The sequence below is a fragment of the Geobacillus genomosp. 3 genome (genome assembly GCF_000445995.2).
GTDB lineage: Bacteria > Bacillota > Bacilli > Bacillales > Anoxybacillaceae > Geobacillus.
The window spans coordinates 127,781-147,883 of sequence record NC_022080.4; the positions used below are offsets into that span (position 1 = coordinate 127,781).

General features: G+C 50.3%; 37 protein-coding genes. All 37 read left to right on the plus strand.

Features of this window, described 5'->3' with window-relative positions; genetic code table 11:
* The first annotated feature begins 129 nt into the window (after positions 1–129).
* The 37 genes from rpsJ to M493_RS00835 all read left to right on the plus strand — a co-directional run bounded on the left by rpsJ (position 130) and on the right by M493_RS00835 (position 20,088).
* The gene (rpsJ, locus tag M493_RS00650) at positions 130–438 is read left to right on the plus strand and encodes a 30S ribosomal protein S10 (RefSeq protein ID WP_008881945.1); all 309 of its coding nucleotides are present in this window, start codon (positions 130–132) and stop codon (positions 436–438) included.
* A gap of 25 nt (positions 439–463) precedes the next feature.
* Complete coding sequence (gene rplC, locus M493_RS00655; protein WP_020958359.1) at positions 464–1,099, plus strand: 50S ribosomal protein L3; 636 nt, start codon at positions 464–466, stop codon at positions 1,097–1,099.
* Positions 1,100–1,128: 29 nt separating this feature from the next.
* Complete coding sequence (gene rplD / locus M493_RS00660) at positions 1,129–1,752, plus strand: 50S ribosomal protein L4 (protein ID WP_020958360.1); 624 nt, start codon at positions 1,129–1,131, stop codon at positions 1,750–1,752.
* Positions 1,752–2,039, plus strand: coding sequence for a 50S ribosomal protein L23 (gene rplW, locus M493_RS00665; protein WP_020958361.1), 288 nt, complete (start codon positions 1,752–1,754; stop codon positions 2,037–2,039). The genes rplD and rplW overlap by 1 nt, the downstream gene beginning before the upstream one ends.
* A gap of 27 nt (positions 2,040–2,066) precedes the next feature.
* Entirely contained in the window at positions 2,067–2,897 is an 831-nt protein-coding gene (gene rplB, locus M493_RS00670) for a 50S ribosomal protein L2 (RefSeq protein ID WP_020958362.1), read from the plus strand.
* A 33-nt stretch (positions 2,898–2,930) separates the two neighbouring features.
* Positions 2,931–3,209: a 30S ribosomal protein S19 gene (rpsS, locus tag M493_RS00675; protein WP_003247570.1), complete on the plus strand. Its 279-nt coding sequence runs from the start codon at positions 2,931–2,933 to the stop codon at positions 3,207–3,209.
* Positions 3,210–3,228: 19 nt separating this feature from the next.
* A complete protein-coding gene (gene rplV, locus M493_RS00680) occupies positions 3,229–3,570 on the plus strand; it encodes a 50S ribosomal protein L22 (RefSeq protein WP_020958363.1) in 342 nt (113 codons plus the stop codon).
* A 3-nt stretch (positions 3,571–3,573) separates the two neighbouring features.
* On the plus strand, positions 3,574–4,230 hold the full coding sequence (rpsC, locus tag M493_RS00685) for a 30S ribosomal protein S3 (protein ID WP_020958364.1): 657 nt from the start codon (positions 3,574–3,576) through the stop codon (positions 4,228–4,230).
* Positions 4,231–4,232: 2 nt separating this feature from the next.
* The gene (gene rplP / locus M493_RS00690; protein WP_011229627.1) at positions 4,233–4,658 is read left to right on the plus strand and encodes a 50S ribosomal protein L16; all 426 of its coding nucleotides are present in this window, start codon (positions 4,233–4,235) and stop codon (positions 4,656–4,658) included.
* Positions 4,658–4,858 (plus strand): 50S ribosomal protein L29, encoded by a 201-nt coding sequence (gene rpmC / locus M493_RS00695; RefSeq protein WP_020958365.1) that lies wholly within the window; start codon positions 4,658–4,660, stop codon positions 4,856–4,858. The genes rplP and rpmC overlap by 1 nt, the downstream gene beginning before the upstream one ends.
* A 22-nt stretch (positions 4,859–4,880) precedes the next feature.
* Positions 4,881–5,144 carry a 30S ribosomal protein S17 gene (gene rpsQ / locus M493_RS00700; protein ID WP_020958366.1) on the plus strand — a complete coding sequence of 88 codons (264 nt, stop codon included), beginning with the start codon at positions 4,881–4,883 and terminating at the stop codon, positions 5,142–5,144.
* A gap of 49 nt (positions 5,145–5,193) precedes the next feature.
* Positions 5,194–5,562: a 50S ribosomal protein L14 gene (rplN, locus tag M493_RS00705; RefSeq protein ID WP_020958367.1), complete on the plus strand. Its 369-nt coding sequence runs from the start codon at positions 5,194–5,196 to the stop codon at positions 5,560–5,562.
* Positions 5,563–5,598: 36 nt separating this feature from the next.
* A complete protein-coding gene (gene rplX / locus M493_RS00710; RefSeq protein WP_020958368.1) occupies positions 5,599–5,910 on the plus strand; it encodes a 50S ribosomal protein L24 in 312 nt (103 codons plus the stop codon).
* Between the two features lie 27 nt (positions 5,911–5,937).
* Entirely contained in the window at positions 5,938–6,477 is a 540-nt protein-coding gene (gene rplE, locus M493_RS00715) for a 50S ribosomal protein L5 (protein WP_020958369.1), read from the plus strand.
* Positions 6,478–6,506: 29 nt separating this feature from the next.
* Complete coding sequence (locus tag M493_RS00720; RefSeq protein WP_003247599.1) at positions 6,507–6,692, plus strand: type Z 30S ribosomal protein S14; 186 nt, start codon at positions 6,507–6,509, stop codon at positions 6,690–6,692.
* 33 nt (positions 6,693–6,725) lie between these two features.
* Positions 6,726–7,124: a 30S ribosomal protein S8 gene (gene rpsH, locus M493_RS00725; protein ID WP_020958370.1), complete on the plus strand. Its 399-nt coding sequence runs from the start codon at positions 6,726–6,728 to the stop codon at positions 7,122–7,124.
* A gap of 32 nt (positions 7,125–7,156) precedes the next feature.
* The gene (gene rplF, locus M493_RS00730) at positions 7,157–7,693 is read left to right on the plus strand and encodes a 50S ribosomal protein L6 (RefSeq protein WP_020958371.1); all 537 of its coding nucleotides are present in this window, start codon (positions 7,157–7,159) and stop codon (positions 7,691–7,693) included.
* A gap of 33 nt (positions 7,694–7,726) precedes the next feature.
* A complete protein-coding gene (rplR, locus tag M493_RS00735; RefSeq protein ID WP_020958372.1) occupies positions 7,727–8,089 on the plus strand; it encodes a 50S ribosomal protein L18 in 363 nt (120 codons plus the stop codon).
* Positions 8,090–8,108: 19 nt separating this feature from the next.
* Positions 8,109–8,609 carry a 30S ribosomal protein S5 gene (gene rpsE / locus M493_RS00740; protein WP_020958373.1) on the plus strand — a complete coding sequence of 167 codons (501 nt, stop codon included), beginning with the start codon at positions 8,109–8,111 and terminating at the stop codon, positions 8,607–8,609.
* Positions 8,610–8,622: 13 nt separating this feature from the next.
* On the plus strand, positions 8,623–8,811 hold the full coding sequence (gene rpmD, locus M493_RS00745; RefSeq protein WP_020958374.1) for a 50S ribosomal protein L30: 189 nt from the start codon (positions 8,623–8,625) through the stop codon (positions 8,809–8,811).
* 25 nt (positions 8,812–8,836) lie between these two features.
* The gene (gene rplO, locus M493_RS00750) at positions 8,837–9,277 is read left to right on the plus strand and encodes a 50S ribosomal protein L15 (protein WP_020958375.1); all 441 of its coding nucleotides are present in this window, start codon (positions 8,837–8,839) and stop codon (positions 9,275–9,277) included.
* Entirely contained in the window at positions 9,277–10,569 is a 1,293-nt protein-coding gene (secY, locus tag M493_RS00755) for a preprotein translocase subunit SecY (protein WP_020958376.1), read from the plus strand. Before rplO ends, secY begins: the two co-directional genes overlap by 1 nt.
* A 43-nt stretch (positions 10,570–10,612) precedes the next feature.
* A complete protein-coding gene (locus M493_RS00760; protein ID WP_020958377.1) occupies positions 10,613–11,266 on the plus strand; it encodes an adenylate kinase in 654 nt (217 codons plus the stop codon).
* Positions 11,263–12,003 (plus strand): type I methionyl aminopeptidase, encoded by a 741-nt coding sequence (gene map / locus M493_RS00765; RefSeq protein ID WP_020958378.1) that lies wholly within the window; start codon positions 11,263–11,265, stop codon positions 12,001–12,003. Before M493_RS00760 ends, map begins: the two co-directional genes overlap by 4 nt.
* Before the next feature lie 207 nt (positions 12,004–12,210).
* Positions 12,211–12,429: a translation initiation factor IF-1 gene (infA, locus tag M493_RS00770; protein WP_008881922.1), complete on the plus strand. Its 219-nt coding sequence runs from the start codon at positions 12,211–12,213 to the stop codon at positions 12,427–12,429.
* Positions 12,430–12,463: 34 nt separating this feature from the next.
* Positions 12,464–12,577: a 50S ribosomal protein L36 gene (gene rpmJ, locus M493_RS00775; RefSeq protein WP_003247619.1), complete on the plus strand. Its 114-nt coding sequence runs from the start codon at positions 12,464–12,466 to the stop codon at positions 12,575–12,577.
* A 21-nt stretch (positions 12,578–12,598) separates the two neighbouring features.
* Positions 12,599–12,964, plus strand: a complete 366-nt coding sequence (rpsM, locus tag M493_RS00780) for a 30S ribosomal protein S13 (protein ID WP_020958379.1) — start codon at positions 12,599–12,601, stop codon at positions 12,962–12,964.
* Between the two features lie 25 nt (positions 12,965–12,989).
* Positions 12,990–13,379, plus strand: a complete 390-nt coding sequence (gene rpsK / locus M493_RS00785; RefSeq protein WP_008881919.1) for a 30S ribosomal protein S11 — start codon at positions 12,990–12,992, stop codon at positions 13,377–13,379.
* A 171-nt stretch (positions 13,380–13,550) separates the two neighbouring features.
* Positions 13,551–14,495 carry a DNA-directed RNA polymerase subunit alpha gene (locus M493_RS00790; protein ID WP_020958380.1) on the plus strand — a complete coding sequence of 315 codons (945 nt, stop codon included), beginning with the start codon at positions 13,551–13,553 and terminating at the stop codon, positions 14,493–14,495.
* 112 nt (positions 14,496–14,607) lie between these two features.
* Positions 14,608–14,970 carry a 50S ribosomal protein L17 gene (gene rplQ / locus M493_RS00795; RefSeq protein ID WP_020958381.1) on the plus strand — a complete coding sequence of 121 codons (363 nt, stop codon included), beginning with the start codon at positions 14,608–14,610 and terminating at the stop codon, positions 14,968–14,970.
* Between the two features lie 118 nt (positions 14,971–15,088).
* Complete coding sequence (locus tag M493_RS00800) at positions 15,089–15,928, plus strand: energy-coupling factor ABC transporter ATP-binding protein (RefSeq protein ID WP_020958382.1); 840 nt, start codon at positions 15,089–15,091, stop codon at positions 15,926–15,928.
* Entirely contained in the window at positions 15,904–16,776 is an 873-nt protein-coding gene (locus M493_RS00805; protein ID WP_020958383.1) for an energy-coupling factor ABC transporter ATP-binding protein, read from the plus strand. Before M493_RS00800 ends, M493_RS00805 begins: the two co-directional genes overlap by 25 nt.
* Positions 16,769–17,566 carry an energy-coupling factor transporter transmembrane component T family protein gene (locus M493_RS00810; RefSeq protein ID WP_020958384.1) on the plus strand — a complete coding sequence of 266 codons (798 nt, stop codon included), beginning with the start codon at positions 16,769–16,771 and terminating at the stop codon, positions 17,564–17,566. Before M493_RS00805 ends, M493_RS00810 begins: the two co-directional genes overlap by 8 nt.
* A gap of 12 nt (positions 17,567–17,578) precedes the next feature.
* The gene (gene truA, locus M493_RS00815; RefSeq protein WP_020958385.1) at positions 17,579–18,340 is read left to right on the plus strand and encodes a tRNA pseudouridine(38-40) synthase TruA; all 762 of its coding nucleotides are present in this window, start codon (positions 17,579–17,581) and stop codon (positions 18,338–18,340) included.
* Between the two features lie 331 nt (positions 18,341–18,671).
* The gene (rplM, locus tag M493_RS00825; protein ID WP_020958387.1) at positions 18,672–19,109 is read left to right on the plus strand and encodes a 50S ribosomal protein L13; all 438 of its coding nucleotides are present in this window, start codon (positions 18,672–18,674) and stop codon (positions 19,107–19,109) included.
* A gap of 22 nt (positions 19,110–19,131) precedes the next feature.
* Positions 19,132–19,524: a 30S ribosomal protein S9 gene (rpsI, locus tag M493_RS00830; RefSeq protein ID WP_020958388.1), complete on the plus strand. Its 393-nt coding sequence runs from the start codon at positions 19,132–19,134 to the stop codon at positions 19,522–19,524.
* Positions 19,525–19,647: 123 nt separating this feature from the next.
* Positions 19,648–20,088 carry a YbaK family protein gene (locus M493_RS00835; RefSeq protein ID WP_020958389.1) on the plus strand — a complete coding sequence of 147 codons (441 nt, stop codon included), beginning with the start codon at positions 19,648–19,650 and terminating at the stop codon, positions 20,086–20,088.
* The last annotated feature ends 15 nt before the right edge of the window (positions 20,089–20,103 follow it).

The window sequence follows — 20,103 nt, forward strand, 5'->3', positions numbered from 1 at the left end:
ATGTTGGTCTTTGACTGCGATGAAGCGGAAGGTTGCTGACACACCCGGCCGCTTTGCCACGGCCATGTGCAGGAAATTTCCGCGGAGAAGTCTATTTTTGAAAATAGGCGAAGAAGGAGGGAAAACCAAATGGCAAAAGAAAAAATTCGTATTCGGTTAAAAGCTTATGATCATCGGATTTTAGACCAATCGGCGGAGAAAATCGTCGAAACCGCAAAACGTTCTGGGGCAAAGGTATCGGGTCCGATCCCGTTGCCGACGGAAAGAACGGTTTATACCATTTTGCGTGCCGTTCACAAATACAAAGACTCCCGTGAACAGTTTGAAATGCGGACACATAAACGTTTGATCGACATCATTAATCCGACTCCGCAAACCGTTGACTCGTTAATGCGGTTAGATTTGCCGTCGGGCGTTGATATTGAAATTAAACTTTAATTCAATTGACTAGGAGGTGTGACAAATGACGAAAGGAATCTTAGGAAGAAAAATCGGTATGACGCAAGTATTTGCGGAAAACGGCGATTTGATTCCGGTAACCGTCATCGAAGCGACGCCGAACGTTGTGCTGCAAAAGAAAACGGTCGAAAACGACGGTTACGAAGCGATTCAATTAGGATTTGAAGATTTGAGCGTCAAGCGCGCCAACAAACCGCAAATCGGCCATGCTGCCAAAGCAAACACGGCACCTAAGCGCTTCATTCGTGAAATTCGCGGCGCCAACGTTGATGAGTATGAAGTGGGCCAAGAAGTGAAAGTGGACATTTTCAGTGAAGGCGACATCGTCGATGTCACAGGCGTTTCCAAAGGGAAAGGGTTCCAAGGGGTCATTAAACGCCATGGCCAATCGCGTGGACCAATGGCTCACGGCTCCCGTTACCATCGCCGTCCAGGTTCGATGGGGGCGATCGCGCCAAACCGCGTATTTAAAACGAAAAACTTGCCAGGCCGTACGGGCGGCGAACGCGTCACGATTCAAAACTTAAAAATTGTCAAGATCGACCCGGAACGCAACCTGTTGCTCATTAAAGGCAACGTACCGGGCCCGAGAAAAGGATTAGTCATCGTGAAAAGCGCCGTTAAAGCGAAGGCGAAATAACATTTGGCCAAGAAAGGAGGAACTACGTAATGCCAAAAGTAGCATTATATAACCAAAACGGACAGACGATCGGAGAAATCGAATTAAACGATGCCGTTTTTGGGATTGAACCGAATAAACACGTATTGTTCGAAGCAGTCATTATGCAACGCGCCTCGATGCGCCAAGGAACGCATAAAACGAAAAACCGCGCTGAAGTGAGCGGCGGCGGCCGCAAGCCTTGGCGTCAAAAGGGGACTGGACGCGCCCGCCAAGGTTCGATTCGCGCTCCACAATGGCGAGGCGGCGGTACGGTCTTTGGTCCGGTTCCGCGCAGCTACAGCTACAAATTGCCGAAGAAAGTCCGCCGTTTAGCGATTAAATCGGCGTTATCCTCGAAAGTGCTCGAAAACGACATTGTTGTATTGGATCAACTGTCACTTGAAGCACCGAAAACGAAAGAAATGGTGAAAATTTTAACTAACCTCGCGGTTGACCGGAAGGCGCTCATTGTAACCGACGAATTGAATGAGAACGTTTATTTGTCGGCGCGTAACATCCCGGGCGTCAAAGTCGTTTCTGCCAACGGCATCAACGTGCTTGACGTGTTGAACCATGACAAACTTGTCATGACGAAGGCGGCCGTGGAGAAAGTAGAGGAGGTGCTTGCATAATGAAAGACCCTCGCGACATTATTAAGCGCCCCATCATCACGGAAAATACGATGAATTTGGTCGGGGAACGGAAATATACGTTTGAAGTCGACGTCAAAGCGAACAAAACGGAAGTGAAAGACGCGGTAGAGAAAATTTTTGGCGTCAAAGTCGAAAAAGTGAACATTATGAACTATAAAGGGAAATTTAAACGCGTTGGCCGTTACAGCGGTTATACGAACCGCCGCCGCAAAGCGATCGTCACGCTGACGCCGGACAGCAAAGAAATCGAACTGTTTGAAGTGTAAGACTAAACGCGAAGGAGGGACATTACGATGGCGATTAAAAAGTATAAACCGACATCGAACGGCCGTCGTGGCATGACGGTGCTTGATTTCTCGGAAATTACGACGGATCAGCCGGAAAAATCGTTGCTTGCTCCGTTAAAGAAAAAAGCAGGCCGCAACAATCAAGGGAAAATTACGGTTCGCCATCAAGGCGGTGGCCATAAACGCCAATACCGGATTATCGATTTTAAGCGCGACAAAGACGGAATTCCTGGACGCGTTGCTACGATTGAATACGATCCGAACCGTTCGGCGAACATCGCGCTCATCAACTATGCAGACGGGGAGAAACGTTACATTCTCGCACCGAAAAACTTAAAAGTCGGCATGGAAATCATGTCGGGTCCGGATGCAGACATTAAAGTCGGCAATGCACTGCCGCTCGAAAACATTCCAGTCGGTACGCTCGTCCATAACATTGAGCTAAAACCGGGCCGTGGCGGACAATTAGTGCGTGCAGCCGGCACATCAGCACAAGTGCTCGGGAAAGAGGGCAAATACGTTATCATCCGCCTCGCTTCTGGTGAAGTGCGCATGATTTTAGGAAAATGCCGTGCAACAGTCGGCGAAGTTGGCAATGAGCAACACGAACTTGTGAATGTTGGGAAAGCAGGACGTGCTCGCTGGTTAGGCATCCGTCCAACGGTTCGCGGTTCGGTTATGAACCCGGTTGACCACCCGCACGGTGGTGGGGAAGGGAAAGCGCCAATCGGGCGTAAGTCACCGATGACACCTTGGGGCAAACCGACGCTCGGATACAAAACACGCAAAAAGAAAAACAAATCGGATAAATTCATCGTCCGTCGCCGCAAAAAGTAATGAACGAGCGCAATTAAGAAGGGAGGTTCACTTATGGGTCGCAGCTTGAAAAAAGGTCCGTTTTGTGATGAACATTTGATGAAAAAAATTGAAAAGCTCAATGAAACTGGGCAAAAACAAGTGATTAAAACATGGTCTCGCCGTTCGACGATCTTCCCGCAGTTTGTCGGTCATACGATCGCCGTATATGATGGCCGCAAACATGTACCGGTATATATTACAGAAGACATGGTCGGGCACAAATTGGGTGAATTTGCGCCGACGCGCACGTTCCGCGGCCATGCCGGCGATGACAAGAAAACAAAACGGTAATGAGAGGAGGTTCTGAAACATGCAAGCTAAAGCTATTGCGAGAACCGTTCGCATCGCTCCTCGTAAAGCACGCTTAGTCATTGATTTGATCCGCGGGAAAGAAGTCGGCGAAGCGTTCGCGATTTTACGTCATACGCCGAAAGCCGCTTCCCCGATCATTGAAAAAGTATTGAAATCGGCTGTTGCCAACGCTGAACATAACTACGACATGGACATTAACAACTTGGTCGTTTCCCAGGCGTACGTAGACGAAGGTCCGACGCTCAAACGTTTCCGTCCGCGTGCGATGGGCCGGGCAAGCGCCATTAATAAACGCACAAGCCATATTACAATCGTCGTTTCAGAAAAGAAGGAGGGATAATTCGTGGGTCAAAAGGTCAACCCGATCGGTCTGCGCATCGGCATCATTCGTGACTGGGAATCGAGATGGTATGCGGAAAAAGACTATGCAGATCTGTTGCACGAAGACTTAAAAGTGCGCGAATACATTAACAAACGCCTTCAAGACGCGGCCGTTTCCCATGTGGAAATTGAACGTGCAGCCAACCGTGTCAATGTGACGATCCATACGGCGAAACCGGGCATGGTCATCGGGAAAGGCGGCTCGGAAGTTGAAGCGCTCCGCAAAGCGCTCGCGCAATTAACCGGCAAGCGTGTCCATATTAACATCGTCGAAATTAAAAAACCGGATTTGGACGCGAAACTTGTTGCCGAAAACATCGCTCGTCAGTTGGAAAACCGCGTTTCGTTCCGCCGTGCGCAAAAACAAGCGATTCAACGTGCGATGCGGGCTGGGGCGAAAGGGATTAAAACGATGGTTTCCGGCCGTTTGGGCGGTGCCGATATTGCTCGTTCGGAACATTACAGCGAGGGGACGGTTCCACTCCATACGCTGCGCGCTGACATTGACTATGCGACGGCAGAAGCGGATACAACGTACGGAAAAATCGGCGTGAAAGTATGGATTTACCGTGGGGAAGTCCTTCCGACAAAGAAAAAGGCTGAGGAAGGAGGAAAATAATCATGTTAATGCCAAAACGCGTCAAATATCGCCGTGAACATCGCGGGCGGATGAAAGGCCGCGCGAAAGGCGGTACGGAAGTTCATTTCGGTGAATTCGGATTGCAAGCATTAGAATCGGCTTGGATTACGAACCGGCAAATTGAGGCAGCCCGTCGGGCGATGACCCGTTACATGAGACGGGGCGGGAAAGTATGGATTCGCATTTTCCCATCCAAGCCGTATACAGCCAAACCGCTTGAAGTGCGGATGGGTTCCGGTAAAGGGGCACCGGAAGGTTGGGTCGCGGTTGTCAAACCAGGCAAAGTAATGTTTGAAGTGGGCGGTGTTTCCGAGGAAGTGGCACGTGAAGCGTTGCGTTTGGCTTCTCACAAACTTCCGATCAAATGCAAATTTGTAAAACGTGAAGAAACTGGTGGTGAAGCGTAATGAAAGCGAAAGAAATCCGTGATTTGACCACTGCCGAAATCGAGCAAAAAATTCAAGCGTTGAAGGAAGAGCTGTTCAACCTTCGCTTCCAGCTGGCGACAGGCCAACTGGAAAACACGGCGCGCATCCGCCAAGTGCGCAAGGACATCGCCCGTATGAAAACGATCATTCGCGAACGCGAGCTTGCTGCCAATAAATAATGTTTGAGAGGAGGTTTGCGGAATGAGCGAACGCAATCAACGCAAAGTGTACGTCGGACGGGTCGTATCGGACAAAATGGACAAAACGATTACCGTTTTAGTTGAAACGTACAAAAAACATCCGTTATACGGCAAACGCGTCAAATACTCGAAAAAATATAAAGCACATGATGAACAAAATATTGCCAAAGTCGGCGACATCGTTAAAATTATGGAAACTCGCCCACTGTCGGCAACGAAACGTTTCCGTTTAGTAGAAGTCGTCGAAAAGGCTGTTGTTCTATAATCGTTCTTCACTTAGTTCGGGGAGATAATTCCGAAAGGAGGTTTCGTCGATGATTCAACAAGAATCTCGCTTAAAAGTAGCTGATAACTCTGGCGCACGCGAAGTGCTTGTCATTAAAGTGCTCGGAGGTTCGGGCCGCCGTTACGCGAACATCGGTGATGTCGTTGTCGCTACGGTTAAAGATGCGACGCCAGGTGGCGTTGTTAAAAAAGGTCAAGTTGTGAAAGCAGTCGTCGTCCGCACGAAACGCGGGGTGCGCCGTTCGGACGGTTCGTACATCCGTTTTGACGAAAACGCCTGCGTCATCATCCGTGATGACAAAAGCCCGCGCGGTACGCGGATTTTTGGACCGGTTGCCCGCGAATTGCGCGAGAAAGATTTTATGAAAATCATTTCTTTAGCTCCGGAAGTTATTTAATGGAACGGAATCACGTTTCAAGGAGGTGCGAATGCGATGCATGTAAAAAAAGGTGATAAAGTGCAAGTAATCTCCGGCAAAGACAAAGGCAAACAAGGCGTCATCCTGGCGGCATTTCCAAAGAAAAACCGCGTCATCGTCGAAGGCGTCAACATCGTGAAAAAGCACGCGAAACCGTCGCAAGCGAATCCACAAGGCGGCATTATTGAAAAAGAAGCGCCAATCCACGTTTCCAAAGTGATGCCGTTAGACCCGAAAACGGGTGCGCCAACACGCATCGGCTACAAAGTGATTGACGGCAAAAAGGTGCGCTATGCGAAAAAATCCGGAGAGATTTTAGATAAATAACCGTGACGCAGGAAAGGAGGTACTTTTATGAACCGCCTAAAAGAGAAGTATGTAAACGAAGTCGTGCCTGCTCTCATGAGCAAGTTCAACTATAAATCGATCATGCAAGTGCCAAAAATCGAAAAGGTCGTCATTAACATGGGTGTCGGCGACGCGGTACAAAACCCGAAAGCATTAGACAGCGCCGTCGAAGAACTCACATTGATCGCGGGTCAACGACCGGTTGTGACGCGCGCGAAAAAATCGATTGCCGGCTTCCGTCTCCGCCAAGGAATGCCGATTGGTGCGAAAGTCACATTGCGCGGCGAACGGATGTATGAATTTCTTGACAAATTGATCTCGGTCTCGCTTCCGCGTGTGCGTGACTTCCGCGGGGTATCGAAAAAAGCGTTTGACGGGCGCGGTAACTATACGCTCGGCATTAAAGAGCAGCTCATTTTCCCAGAGATCGACTACGATAAAGTGAACAAAGTGCGCGGCATGGATATCGTGATCGTCACGACGGCCAACACGGACGAAGAAGCGCGTGAACTGTTAACGTTGCTCGGCATGCCATTCCAAAAATAATGATCCCATAACGCAAGGGAGGCGAAATCGTGGCTAAAAAATCGATGATCGCGAAACAAAAACGGACGCCGAAGTTTAAAGTAAGAGCGTACACCCGCTGCGAGCGCTGCGGCCGCCCGCATTCGGTTTATCGCAAATTTAAACTTTGCCGTATTTGTTTCCGTGAACTCGCATATAAAGGTCAACTTCCAGGCATTAAAAAAGCCAGCTGGTAATCAACCCATTGATTGGGAAGGAGGTAAAACAAAATGGTGATGACAGATCCAATTGCTGATATGCTTACTCGCATCCGCAATGCGAACATGGTGCGTCACGAAAAACTCGAAGTACCGGCTTCGAAAATCAAGCGGGAAATCGCCGAAATTTTAAAGCGCGAAGGGTTTATTCGTGATGTAGAATATATCGAAGACAACAAGCAAGGTATTCTCCGCATTTTCTTGAAATACGGTCCGAACAACGAACGCGTCATTACCGGACTGAAACGCATCAGCAAACCGGGGCTGCGCGTCTATGTCAAAGCCCATGAAGTGCCGCGCGTCTTAAACGGCTTAGGGATCGCCATTCTCTCGACGTCACAAGGCATTTTAACAGACAAAGAAGCACGGCAAAAAGGCACGGGCGGCGAAGTAGTCGCTTACGTTTGGTAATTTATCCGCTCAAGAATGGAGGTGTGTTTGACATGTCACGTGTCGGCAAAAAACCAATTGAAATTCCTGCCGGTGTCACCGTTACTGTGAACGGCAATACCGTTACGGTCAAAGGACCGAAAGGGGAATTAACCCGTACGTTCCACCCGGATATTATGATCAATATTGAAGACAATGTGATTACGGTTGCGCGCCCGAGTGATGAAAAGCAACACCGCGCGCTCCATGGTACGACGCGCAGCTTGCTTGCTAACATGGTCGAGGGCGTCTCAAAAGGCTATGAAAAAGGACTCGAGTTGGTTGGTGTCGGTTACCGTGCATCGAAACAAGGGAAAAAGCTTGTCTTGAGCGTCGGTTACTCCCATCCGGTAGAAATTGAGCCGGAAGAAGGACTCGAAATCGAAGTGCCTGCAGCAACAAAAGTCATCGTCAAAGGGGCAGACAAACAACGCGTCGGCGAACTGGCAGCCAACATTCGCGCCGTACGTCCACCGGAGCCGTATAAAGGCAAAGGGATTCGTTACGAAGGTGAGCTTGTACGACGGAAAGAAGGAAAAACTGGTAAATAACGCGGCATAGCGAAGCGAAAGGAGTGACATTCGATGATTACAAAAGCTGACCGAAATGCGGTCCGTAGAAAAAGACACGCGCGCATCCGCAAAAAAATTGTCGGCACGACTGAACGTCCGCGGTTGAGCGTGTTCCGTTCAAACAAACATATTTATGCGCAAATTATTGATGATACGAAATCAACAACGATTGTCAGCGCCTCAACATTGGATAAAGAGTTCGGCTTGGATTCCACGAACAACATTGATGCGGCGAAAAAAGTAGGCGAGCTTGTCGCGCAACGGGCGTTGGAAAAAGGCATTAAACAAGTCGTGTTCGACCGTGGCGGTTATTTGTATCATGGACGGGTGAAAGCATTGGCTGATGCCGCCCGTGAAGCCGGCTTGGAATTCTAATTAAAAAGGAGGGACAACGATGCGTCGTATCGATCCAAATAAACTTGAATTAGAAGAGCGTGTAGTCGCGGTAAACCGTGTAACAAAAGTCGTCAAAGGCGGACGTCGCCTGCGCTTTTCGGCTCTCGTCGTCGTCGGCGATAAAAATGGTCATGTCGGATTTGGCACAGGGAAAGCGCAAGAAGTTCCGGAAGCGATCCGTAAAGCGATTGAAGATGCAAAGAAAAACTTAATGGAAGTGCCGATCGTGGGCACGACAATTCCTCATGAAGTGATCGGTCATTTCGGTGCGGGACAAATCATCTTAAAACCGGCTTCTGAAGGTACCGGGGTGATCGCCGGTGGTCCGGCCCGTGCTGTATTAGAACTGGCGGGCATCAGCGACATTTTGTCGAAATCGATCGGCTCGAACACGCCAATCAATATGGTGCGCGCAACGTTCGATGGATTAAAACAATTAAAACGCGCCGAAGACGTAGCAAAATTGCGCGGCAAAACAGTCGAGGAACTGTTAGGATAAGGAGGGAACGATCATGGCAAAAAAATTGGCGATTACCCTCACGCGCAGCGTGATTGGCCGTCCGGAAGATCAGCGCATTACCGTCAAAACACTCGGCTTGCGGAAAATGCACCAAACGGTTGTTCATCATGACAACCCTGCCATCCGCGGGATGATCAACAAAGTCGCTCACCTTGTGAAAGTAAAAGAAATTGAAGAATAATGAGATCATAAGGAGGTGCTTCGCCATGAAACTTCATGAATTGCAACCAGCGCCGGGTTCACGGAAAAAAGCTGTCCGTGTCGGCCGTGGGATCGGTTCGGGTAACGGCAAAACGTCCGGCCGTGGTCATAAAGGTCAAAAAGCCCGCTCCGGTGGAGGAGTTCGCCTTGGTTTTGAAGGGGGCCAAACACCTTTATTCCGTCGTTTGCCGAAACGTGGATTCACGAACATCAACCGGAAAGAATATGCAGTGGTCAACTTAGATAAACTGAACGTATTCGAAGATGGCACGGAAGTTACACCGGAATTGTTGCTTGAAACAGGTGTAATCAGCAAGCTGAAGTCGGGTGTGAAAATTTTAGGCAAAGGCCAAATCGAGAAAAAATTAACGGTTAAAGCGCATAAATTCTCGGCATCGGCGAAAGAGGCCATTGAGGCGGCTGGCGGTAAAACTGAGGTGATTTAATGTTTCGGACAATCTCCAACTTTATGCGCGTCAGTGATATTCGAAACAAAATCATTTTCACTCTTCTTATGCTAATTGTGTTCCGCATCGGAACATTCATCCCTGTTCCGAGCGTGAACACTGATGTGCTCAAACTGCAAGATGAATTGAATGCGTTCGGCGTCCTGAACATTTTTGGCGGCGGGGCGCTGCAAAACTTTTCAATTTTTGCCATGGGGGTTATGCCCTACATTACGGCATCGATTATCGTCCAGCTATTGCAAATGGACGTCGTTCCAAAATTCACGGAATGGTCAAAGCAAGGTGAGATGGGCCGACGTAAATTAGCTCAGTTTACCCGCTATTTTACGATTGTGCTTGGGTTTATCCAAGCGCTCGGCATGTCGTACGGCTTCAACAACTTGGCCGGCGGGATGCTCATTCAAAATCCGGGCATTGGCACATATTTGCTGATCGCGGTTGTTTTGACCGCTGGCACAGCCTTTTTAATGTGGCTCGGTGAACAGATCACCGCCAAAGGCGTCGGGAACGGCATCTCGATCATTATTTTTGCAGGGATCGTCTCCGGTATTCCGACGATTTTGAATCAAATTTATGCTCAGCAATTTGAAAATGTCGGGGAAGATTTGTTTTTGCGCATCGTCCGGCTGTTGCTCGTAGCGCTGGCAGTTGTTGCCGTTATTGTTGGCGTCATCTACATTCAGCAGGCGTTCCGGAAAATTCCGATTCAATATGCCAAGCGGCTTGAAGGCCGAAACCCGGTCGGTGGCCATTCGACTCATTTGCCGCTTAAAGTGAATCCAGCCGGGGTCATTCCGGTCATTTTTGCCGTATCATTTTTGATTGCACCACCGACGATTGCATCGTTTTTTGGTACGAATGACGTAACATTGTGGATTCGCCGAACGTTTGACTATACTCATCCGGTTGGCATGACGATCTATGTCGTGCTTATTATCGCGTTTACGTACTTTTACGCGTTTGTTCAAGTCAACCCGGAGCAGATGGCGGAAAATTTGAAAAAGCAAGGCGGGTACATCCCGGGCATTCGTCCAGGGAAAAACACTCAGGAGTACGTAACGAGAATTTTATACCGATTGACGCTGGTCGGTTCGGTCTTTTTAGCGGTCATTGCCGTGCTGCCGGTGTTTTTCGTGAACTTTGCGAACTTGCCACCTTCCGCACAAATCGGCGGTACGAGCTTGCTCATCGTTGTCGGTGTGGCCCTTGAAACGATGAAGCAGCTTGAAAGCCAGCTGGTAAAACGCCATTACCGAGGATTCATCAAATAAAGAGGGCAAGAGTGGCACCTCTTGCTAGTAGGGGGAGTATAGGATGAATTTAGTGCTGATGGGGCTGCCAGGTGCCGGCAAAGGCACGCAAGCCGAAAAAATCGTCGAAACCTATGGAATTCCGCACATCTCAACCGGGGATATGTTTCGGGCTGCGATGAAAGAAGGGACCCCGCTAGGGTTGCAGGCGAAACAGTATATGGATCGCGGCGACCTTGTTCCGGATGAGGTAACGATTGGCATCGTCCGTGAACGGCTGAGCAAAGACGATTGCCAAAATGGCTTTTTGCTTGACGGATTCCCGCGTACGGTCGCTCAAGCGGAGGCGTTGGAAACAATGCTGGCTGAAATTGGCCGCAAGCTCGACTATGTCATCCATATCGATGTTCGCCAAGACGTACTAATGGAGCGTCTCACAGGCAGACGAATTTGCCGCAATTGCGGGGCGACATACCATCTTGTTTTTCACCCGCCGGCCCAACCGGGGGTATGCGACAAATGCGGGGGCGAGCTGTATCAGCGCGCTGATGATAACGAAGCGACAGTTGCGAACCGTCTTGAGGTCAATACAAAACAAATGAAGCCGTTGCTTGACTTCTACGAGCAAAAAGGCTACTTGCGCCACATTAATGGCGAGCAAGAAATGGAAAAAGTGTTCGCTGATATTTGTGAATTGCTCGGGGGACTTGCCCGATGATCATTTATAAAACCGCGCATGAAATTTCTCTTATGCGCGAGGCGGGAAAAATCGTTTCTCTTACCTTGGAAGAGTTGAAAAAGCATATTCGCCCCGGGGTAACGACAAAGGAACTGGACGCCATCGCGGAGGAAATGATTCGTTCCCGTGGCGCCATTCCGTCGTTTAAAGGCTATCAAGGGTTTCCGGGAAGCATTTGCGCCTCGGTAAATGAGGAACTCGTGCACGGGATTCCTGGTGATCGCATGCTGCGCGAAGGCGACATTATTACGGTCGATGTAGGCGCCCAGTACGAAGGCTACCATGCCGACTCGGCTTGGACGTATCCGGTTGGGGAGATTGACGCCGAGACAAGGCGGCTGCTTGACGTGACGGAACAATCGTTGTATGTTGGGCTTGCAGAGGCGAAGCCAGGTGCCCGTTTGACGAACATTTCCCATGCGATTCAAACGTACGTCGAAGCACACCATTTTTCCGTCGTTCGTGAGTATGTCGGGCACGGAATTGGTCAACACTTACATGAAGACCCACAAATCCCGCATTATGGTCCACCGAATAAAGGGCCGATTTTGCGGCCGGGGATGACGCTATGCATCGAGCCGATGGTCAATGCCGGCAGCCGTTATGTGAAAACATTGGCTGACGATTGGACCGTCGTCACGGTGGACGGAAAACGGTGTGCCCATTTTGAACATACGATTGTGATCACGGAACAAGGTTATGACATTTTAACGTGAACGGATGCAGACAGTGCAGCCTCTGGGCGTCGGGGCAGATCGGCAAGCCCTTTTTCAGCGTTTGTGATTGCCCAGGCCGCTCAGCCGATTCGGCGATCAAGGCGGCCGGTTATCAACCTTCCCGATCACTGTGGACATCGTCCACCTTATGTCCGTTCGGTTTTGCGTAACACAATGTTACCCATTCGAAGGAGGGAGAGCCGCTCGATGGCTAAAGACGATGTAATTGAAGTGGAAGGAACCGTCATTGAAACATTGCCAAATGCGATGTTTCGTGTAGAATTAGAAAATGGGCATACCGTGTTGGCCCATGTATCCGGCAAAATCCGCATGCACTTCATTCGCATTTTGCCTGGCGATAAAGTGACGGTGGAATTGTCGCCGTATGATTTAACGCGTGGACGGATTACGTATCGGTATAAATAAAGAATGCACTCCGTTTAATAGGGAGGTAAATAACATGAAAGTGAGACCATCTGTTAAACCGATTTGCGAAAAATGCAAAGTTATTCGCAGACGCGGCAAAGTCATGGTCATTTGTGAAAATCCAAAACATAAACAACGTCAAGGGTAATTTCCAAGGAGGTGTACAACGATGGCACGTATTGCAGGTGTCGACATTCCGCGCGATAAACGGGTAGTCATTTCATTAACATACATTTATGGGATCGGTAAACCGACGGCGCAAAAAATCTTAGAAGAAGCAGGCGTATCGGAGGACACGCGCGTTCGTGACTTAACGGAAGAAGAATTGGGCCGCATTCGCGAAATCGTTGGCCGTTTAAAAGTAGAGGGCGATTTGCGCCGTGAAGTATCGCTCAATATTAAACGGTTAATGGAAATCGGCTGCTATCGCGGTCTCCGTCATCGCCGCGGGTTGCCGGTTCGCGGTCAAAACACGAAAAACAACGCCCGCACACGTAAAGGTCCGCGCCGTACGGTAGCAAACAAGAAAAAATAATCACGCAAAGGAGGTCATTTGACGAATGGCACGTAGAACAAATACTCGCAAACGCCGGGTAAGAAAAAATATTGATACAGGCATCGCCCATATTCGTTCGACTTTCAACAACACGATCGTCACGATTACGGACGTTCATGGCAACGCCATTGCTTGGTCGAGCGCTGGCGCATTAGGGTTCAAAGGTTCGCGCAAATCGACGCCGTTTGCGGCGCAAATGGCAGCGGAAGCAGCAGCGAAAGCGTCGATGGAACATGGCATGAAAACGGTCGAAGTGAACGTGAAAGGTCCTGGGGCTGGCCGTGAGGCAGCGATTCGGGCATTGCAGGCAGCCGGATTGGAAATTACGGCAATCAAAGACGTCACTCCAATCCCGCACAATGGATGCCGTCCGCCAAAACGTCGCCGCGTGTAACGTCCCTGTATAGAATGTGAACCATTGTCAATAATGGGATATGATAAAGACCTTAACAGGGAAGCCGGCTTCGTCCGCCGGCAAGCGTAGATATAGATTCATGGGGGAATGTTATTAGGCGTGTACCGTTTGGTCGGGGTCTCGACGTTTTGAAGGAGGGTATAATAACCGATGATTGAAATTGAAAAGCCGAAAATTGAAACGGTCGAACTGAGCGAAGATGCCAAATACGGCAAATTCGTGGTCGAACCGCTTGAGCGTGGATATGGTACAACCTTAGGGAACTCCTTACGTCGTATCCTATTGTCTTCACTCCCTGGTGCGGCTGTGACATCGGTGCAAATCGACGGTGTACTGCACGAATTTTCAACGATTGAGGGCGTCGTCGAGGATGTGACAGCCATCATTTTGAATGTTAAAAAGTTAGCATTGAAAATTTACTCGGACGAAGAGAAAACGTTGGAAATCGATGTGCAGGGTGAGGGAGTTGTCACGGCTGCCGATATTACTCATGACAGCGATGTAGAAATTTTAAACCCGGACCTTCATATTGCTACGCTGGCGGAAGGCGGTCGCCTGCGCATACGCATGACCGCGAGACGGGGGCGTGGGTATGTCCCGGCTGAAGCGAACAAGCGCGAAGATCAGCCAATCGGCGTGATTCCGATCGACTCCATTTATACGCCGGTCTCCCGAGTTTCCTATCAAGTCGAGAACACACGGGTCGGTCAGGTGACAGACTATGACAAACTGACGATTGACGTGTGGACCGACGGAAGCATTGGGCCGAAAGAGGCCATTTCCCTTGGGGCGAAAATTTTAACCGAGCACTTAAACATTTTTGTCGGCCTGACGGATGAAGCGCAAAATGCCGAGATCATGGTAGAGAAAGAGGACGACCAAAAAGAAAAAGTGCTCGAAATGACGATCGAGGAACTCGATCTTTCTGTCCGTTCCTACAACTGCTTGAAACGTGCCGGCATTAACACCGTTCAGGAGCTGACGCAAAAAACGGAAGAAGATATGATGAAAGTGCGCAACCTCGGCCGCAAATCGCTGGAAGAAGTGAAGGCGAAATTGGCCGAGTTGGGGCTCAGCCTGCGTAAAGACGATTAAGCGCCAGCCTCCGCTGGCAAAGCGGAAACGCGCTTTAGCCATAGATTTCTTCGGTGTCAACCGATCATGACGGCAATGAGGAACACATTATTTTAAAAGGGAGGGACATTCGATGTCGTACAGAAAATTAGGACGCACGACTTCTCAACGAAAAGCATTGCTTCGCGATTTAACGACAGACTTAATCATCAATGAACGCATCGAAACGACTGAGGCACGGGCAAAAGAATTGCGCTCGGTCATCGAAAAAATGATCACGCTCGGCAAACGCGGCGATTTGCATGCCCGCCGTCAAGCAGCGGCTTTTATTCGCAAGGAAGTCGCCAACAGTGAAACCGGTCAAGACGCGCTGCAAAAGCTGTTCAGCGATATTGCGCCGCGCTACCAAGATCGCCAAGGCGGCTATACGCGCATTATGAAACTTGGTCCTCGCCGCGGAGACGGGGCGCCGATGGTCATTATTGAACTTGTGTAACGGTTTCATTTCAACAAGGGCGAGACAGTTTCGTTTGAACTGGATCTATGCCCTTTTTTTGTTTACTACCCGTTAGCAAGAGACAGTTGAGAACGTGACGAGGCAAGGAGAAACCATTATGGCCGAACCGATCCTTTCGATCGAAGGAGTGTATTTCCGTTATCCGAACCAATCGGAGTATGCGGTGCAAAACGTTAGCTTCCAAGCCGAGCGCGGAGAGTGGTTGGCGATTGTCGGCCATAACGGATCCGGCAAGTCGACCATTGCCCGGCTGCTAATCGGCCTGCTTCAGCCGGAGCGGGGCGCCATTCGCCTGTTCGGGCGCCCCCTCGATGAAACGAATGTTTGGGAGGTACGCCGCCGCGTCGGTATGGTGTTTCAAAATCCGGATAACCAATTTGTAGGGACGACTGTCGCAGACGATATTGCTTTCGCCCTTGAGAACAACGGCATTCCGCGCGATGAAATGGTTGAGCGCATCCGTGAAGCCGTCCGCCAGGTGCATATGGAGCCGTTTCTTGAGCACGAGCCGCACCGGCTTTCCGGCGGGCAAAAGCAGCGCGTGGCCATCGCCGGCATTTTGGCGCTCCGCCCCGATATGATCATTTTGGATGAAGCGACATCGATGCTTGATCCGCGCGGGAGGGAGGAAGTACTCGATACGGTGCGCGGCCTGAACCGCCAACGACGCATCACAGTGGTATCGATCACGCATGATTTGGAAGAGGCGGCGAAAGCAGACCGCATTATTGTCATGAACAAAGGAGAAGTCATGGCAGAAGGGACGCCGGAACACGTTTTCCGGCTTGGAAACAAGCTTGAGCGTATCGGGCTTGACTTGCCGTTTGCTGTAAAAATGGGTAGCCGCTTGCGAGAACAAGGCATCCCGCTTCGGACGGGATACTTCACGACGGAGGAGTTGGTCGAGGAGCTATGGACATTGTATTCGAAAAAGTAGAGCATGTGTACAATGCCCGTTCGCCGTTCGCCCGCCGGGCGCTGTATGATGTGAATGTGGCGATTCGGGACGGGGAGTATGTCGCCATTGTTGGCCATACCGGCTCGGGCAAGTCGACACTCCTTCAGCATTTAAATGGCTTGCTGCAGCCGACAGGCGGCACGGTGAAAATCGGCCAAGAGACGATTACCAGCAGCAAACGGCCGAAGCAGCTCAAACCGTTGCGCAAAAAAGTCGGGATTGTGTTTCAGTTCCCGGAACATCAACTGTTTGAAGAAACGGTCGAGAAAGATATTTGTTTTGGCCCGCTCAATTTCGGTGTGCCCGAGGAAGAAGCGAAACGAAAGGCAAAGGAACTCATCAAGCTCGTCGGACTGAACGAAGATGTGCTCGTCAAATCGCCGTTCGATTTAAGCGGCGGGCAAATGCGGCGCGTCGCCATTGCCGGCGTGCTGGCGCTGGAGCCGGAAGTGATCGTGCTTGATGAACCAACTGCCGGACTCGACCCGCGCGGGCGCAAAGAGATTATGGAGATGTTTTATCGTCTTCATTGCGAAAAACAGCTAACCACCGTGTTGGTCACTCATAGTATGGAAGATGCCGCCCAATACGCTGATCAAATCATCGTGATGCACGAAGGAACAGTATGGGGCCAAGGGACGCCGGAAGACATTTTTTACGATGCCGAGCGGCTTGATGCCATCGGGTTAAGTGTACCGGAAACAGTCAAATTGAAGCAGGAGCTAGAAAGACGGTTTGGCGTCACCATTTCATCGCCATGCCTGACGATCGAACAGACGGTGGACGCCATCCGGCAACTGTTCTCTAAGGTGAGCGTCCATGACTAATCAGTTGATTATCGGGCAATACGTGCCCGGCCATTCGCTGATCCACCGTTTAGACCCACGGGCGAAGCTGCTGATCGTATTTGCCTACGTCCTGATCGTCTTTTTGGCGAACAATGCGGTGACGTATGTGGTGTTATCGTTGTTTACGCTTGCTTTTGCAGCGCTGTCGCGCATCCCGCTTTCGTTCATTATGCGCGGCCTAAAGCCGATTTTATGGGTTGTGTTGTTTACGTTGTTATTGCATGTATTGATGACGAAAGAAGGGGATGTCCTCTACCGGATTGGCGCGCTGTCCATTTATGAAGGCGGCATTCGGCAAGGAATCTTTATTTCCATACGGTTTTTGCTGCTTGTGCTCATGACAACGATGCTGACACTGACGACAACGCCGATTGAAGTGACTGATGGCGTCGAAAGCTTGCTTGGGCCGCTTAAAAAAATGCGTGTGCCCGTCCATGAACTCGCCTTAATGATGGCGATTTCGCTTCGCTTCATCCCGACACTTATGGAAGAGACAGAAAAAATTATGAAAGCGCAGGCAGCGCGCGGCGTTGATTTTTCCGGCGGCCGTTTTTCTGAACGGGTGAAAGCGATCGTTTCGCTGCTCGTACCGCTGTTTATTAGTTCGTTCAAACGGGCCGATGAGCTGGCGACGGCGATGGAAGCGCGCGGCTACCGCGGTGGAGAAGGGCGAACAAAATTCCGGCAGCTCGCCTGGAAGCCGTTGGACACGGCCTTTTTAGCCGCGACCGCGCTGTTGGCTGCATTGCTCTTTTTATTACGCTCGTAGCGGAGGACCGCCATGACACGACGGATGAAATGCGTAGTAGCGTATGATGGCACGCAGTTTTCCGGCTATCAAGTTCAGCCGGGAAAACGGACGGTGCAAGGCGAGTTTGAGGGAGTGCTTAAACGGATGCATAAAGGGAATGACGTGCGCATCGCGGCTTCCGGGAGGACGGACGCCGGCGTTCACGCCTACGGGCAAGTCATTCATTTCGATACGCCGCTTTCTCTTTCTCCTGAGCAGTGGAAAAAGGCGTTAAACGCCCAGCTTCCGGATGATATCGCCGTCCGTTCGGTAGACGAGACAGACAGCACGTTTCACGCCCGTTTTTCCGCCAAAGCGAAAGAGTACCGCTATAACGTCTGGACCGCCGCCGAGCGCGACGTGTTCCGCCGCCATTATTGCGCATGGTATCCGTACCCGCTCCATGTAGAGGCCATGAACGAGGCGGTCGGCTTGTTCAAAGGGACACACGATTTTACGAGCTTTTGTTCGGCCAAAACGGTAATCGAAGACCGCGTGCGTACCATTTACCAAGCCGAAATTGAAGCAGATGGCCCGATGCTTCAGTTTCGTTTTGTCGGCAACGGCTTTTTGTACAATATGGTGCGCATCATCGTCGGCACGGTACTTGAAATCGGGCAAGGAAAACGGCCTCCGGCTGACATCGAGGCATTGCTTGCAGCGAAAGACCGGCGGCTTGCCGGCCCAACCGCACCGGCCGAAGGGCTGTATTTATGGCGTGTGTACTATGACCATGAAAATTTTCCGTTATGAGCTGAGGGATGCCGAAATTAGCCAAAAGCTCCTTATCTCGAGAGGATGGGCGCTGCCTGTCGTTCCCAATGGGAAGGAAGCCGAATGTCCTCGTGAGATGGGGAAACCTTATTTGGCGCGCACTGCCCCCGAAGGAGAAACGGGCCCCTTCCACTTGGATAAGTGGGGGTTCCATGACAACGAATCCTCGTGTAACATTTTCTTGACATTGGCGCGTCGTCAAGCTATCATATCATATGGCATGTATTTTCCACGATTAGCCCCGGACAGCAATCGTGTTGAAATAAACAACCAACTTACTCGTTCATTTTTTGTTTAGGAGGGAACTACATTGCGTACGACTTACATGGCGAAACCGAATGAAGTAGAGCGTAAATGGTACGTTGTCGACGCAGCTGGCAAAACGTTGGGACGTTTAGCTAGCGAAGTAGCGGCGCTGTTGCGCGGCAAACATAAACCGACGTTCACTCCGCATGTCGACTGCGGGGATCATGTGATCGTCATCAATGCTGATAAGGTTGAACTGACTGGGAAAAAACTAACGAAAAAGCTGTATTATCGCCATAGCCTGCACCCGGGCGGTTTGAAAGTCAGAACAGCGCTCGAAATGCGCACGAACTATCCGGAACAAATGATTGAACGGGCAGTGCGCGGCATGCTTCCAAAAGGCAGCCTTGGCCGCCAAATGTTCAAAAAACTGCACGTTTATCGCGGAAGCGAACATCCGCATCAAGCGCAAAAACCGGAAGCATACGAACTTCGTGGATAATTGACAAGGGAGGGTATTTATTTTGGCACAAGTACAATATTACGGTACAGGTCGTCGCAAAAGCTCGGTGGCTCGCGTCCGCCTCGTCCCGGGCGATGGACGCATCATCGTCAATAAACAAGACATTCGTGAATACATTCCGTCGGAAGCGCTCATTGAAATGGTCAAACAGCCGCTCGTCTTAACGGAAACGCTCGGCAGTTATGACGTTTTAGTGAACGTCCAAGGCGGCGGATTTGCCGGCCAAGCGGGTGCCATTCGCCACGGTATTGCCCGCGCGCTGCTTGAAGTGGATCCGGAATTCCGTGCGGTATTGAAGCGCGCTGGCCTGCTGACGCGTGATGCCCGTGTGAAAGAGCGGAAAAAATACGGGCTCAAAGGCGCTCGCCGCGCTCCGCAGTTCTCGAAACGCTAACCTATATGTGCCTATTTCGACCCAGCCAATTTGGCTGGGTTTTTTGCTTATTTCTGCCTTTGCCCAACGCGCATGTTTGTGTTTGATCGTTAAACACTACATCGTAAAGGAGCGTGAAACACGATGGCAGTCATTACTTCATTAGCGGAAAAAAGGCAGGAAAAGCAGCTTCGCTATGAGCGGAAAATGTTGCGGGAATTGTCGCTCGAGAAACTGCGGGCCAAAGTGTTGGAACATTTTGTCCCTTTCTACCATACGTATCGGATTTTCCCGTCTGTTGTCGAGGAAGGCTGTATTGACCTGGCTATTGAAGCGTACTTGCTCGGTGCCCATTACAGCCGGTTCGGCTATTATGGGGAACCGGCCGACAGCGTGCGTCGACGTTGCGTTCAAGAGGAGAAATATTTGGTTGACACGCTGTTTGACTTTCTCTGCTTTTGGGGCAATATTGACGACGATTTACTCAGCCAGTCGCTCTATTATGCCTGTGAGCAATATATCGGCGGTTGGTGGACCGAAGGATTTGAACGGGGAAAAAAACGGCGCCGTCTAAAACTTCACTAAATGAGTTCTATTCCC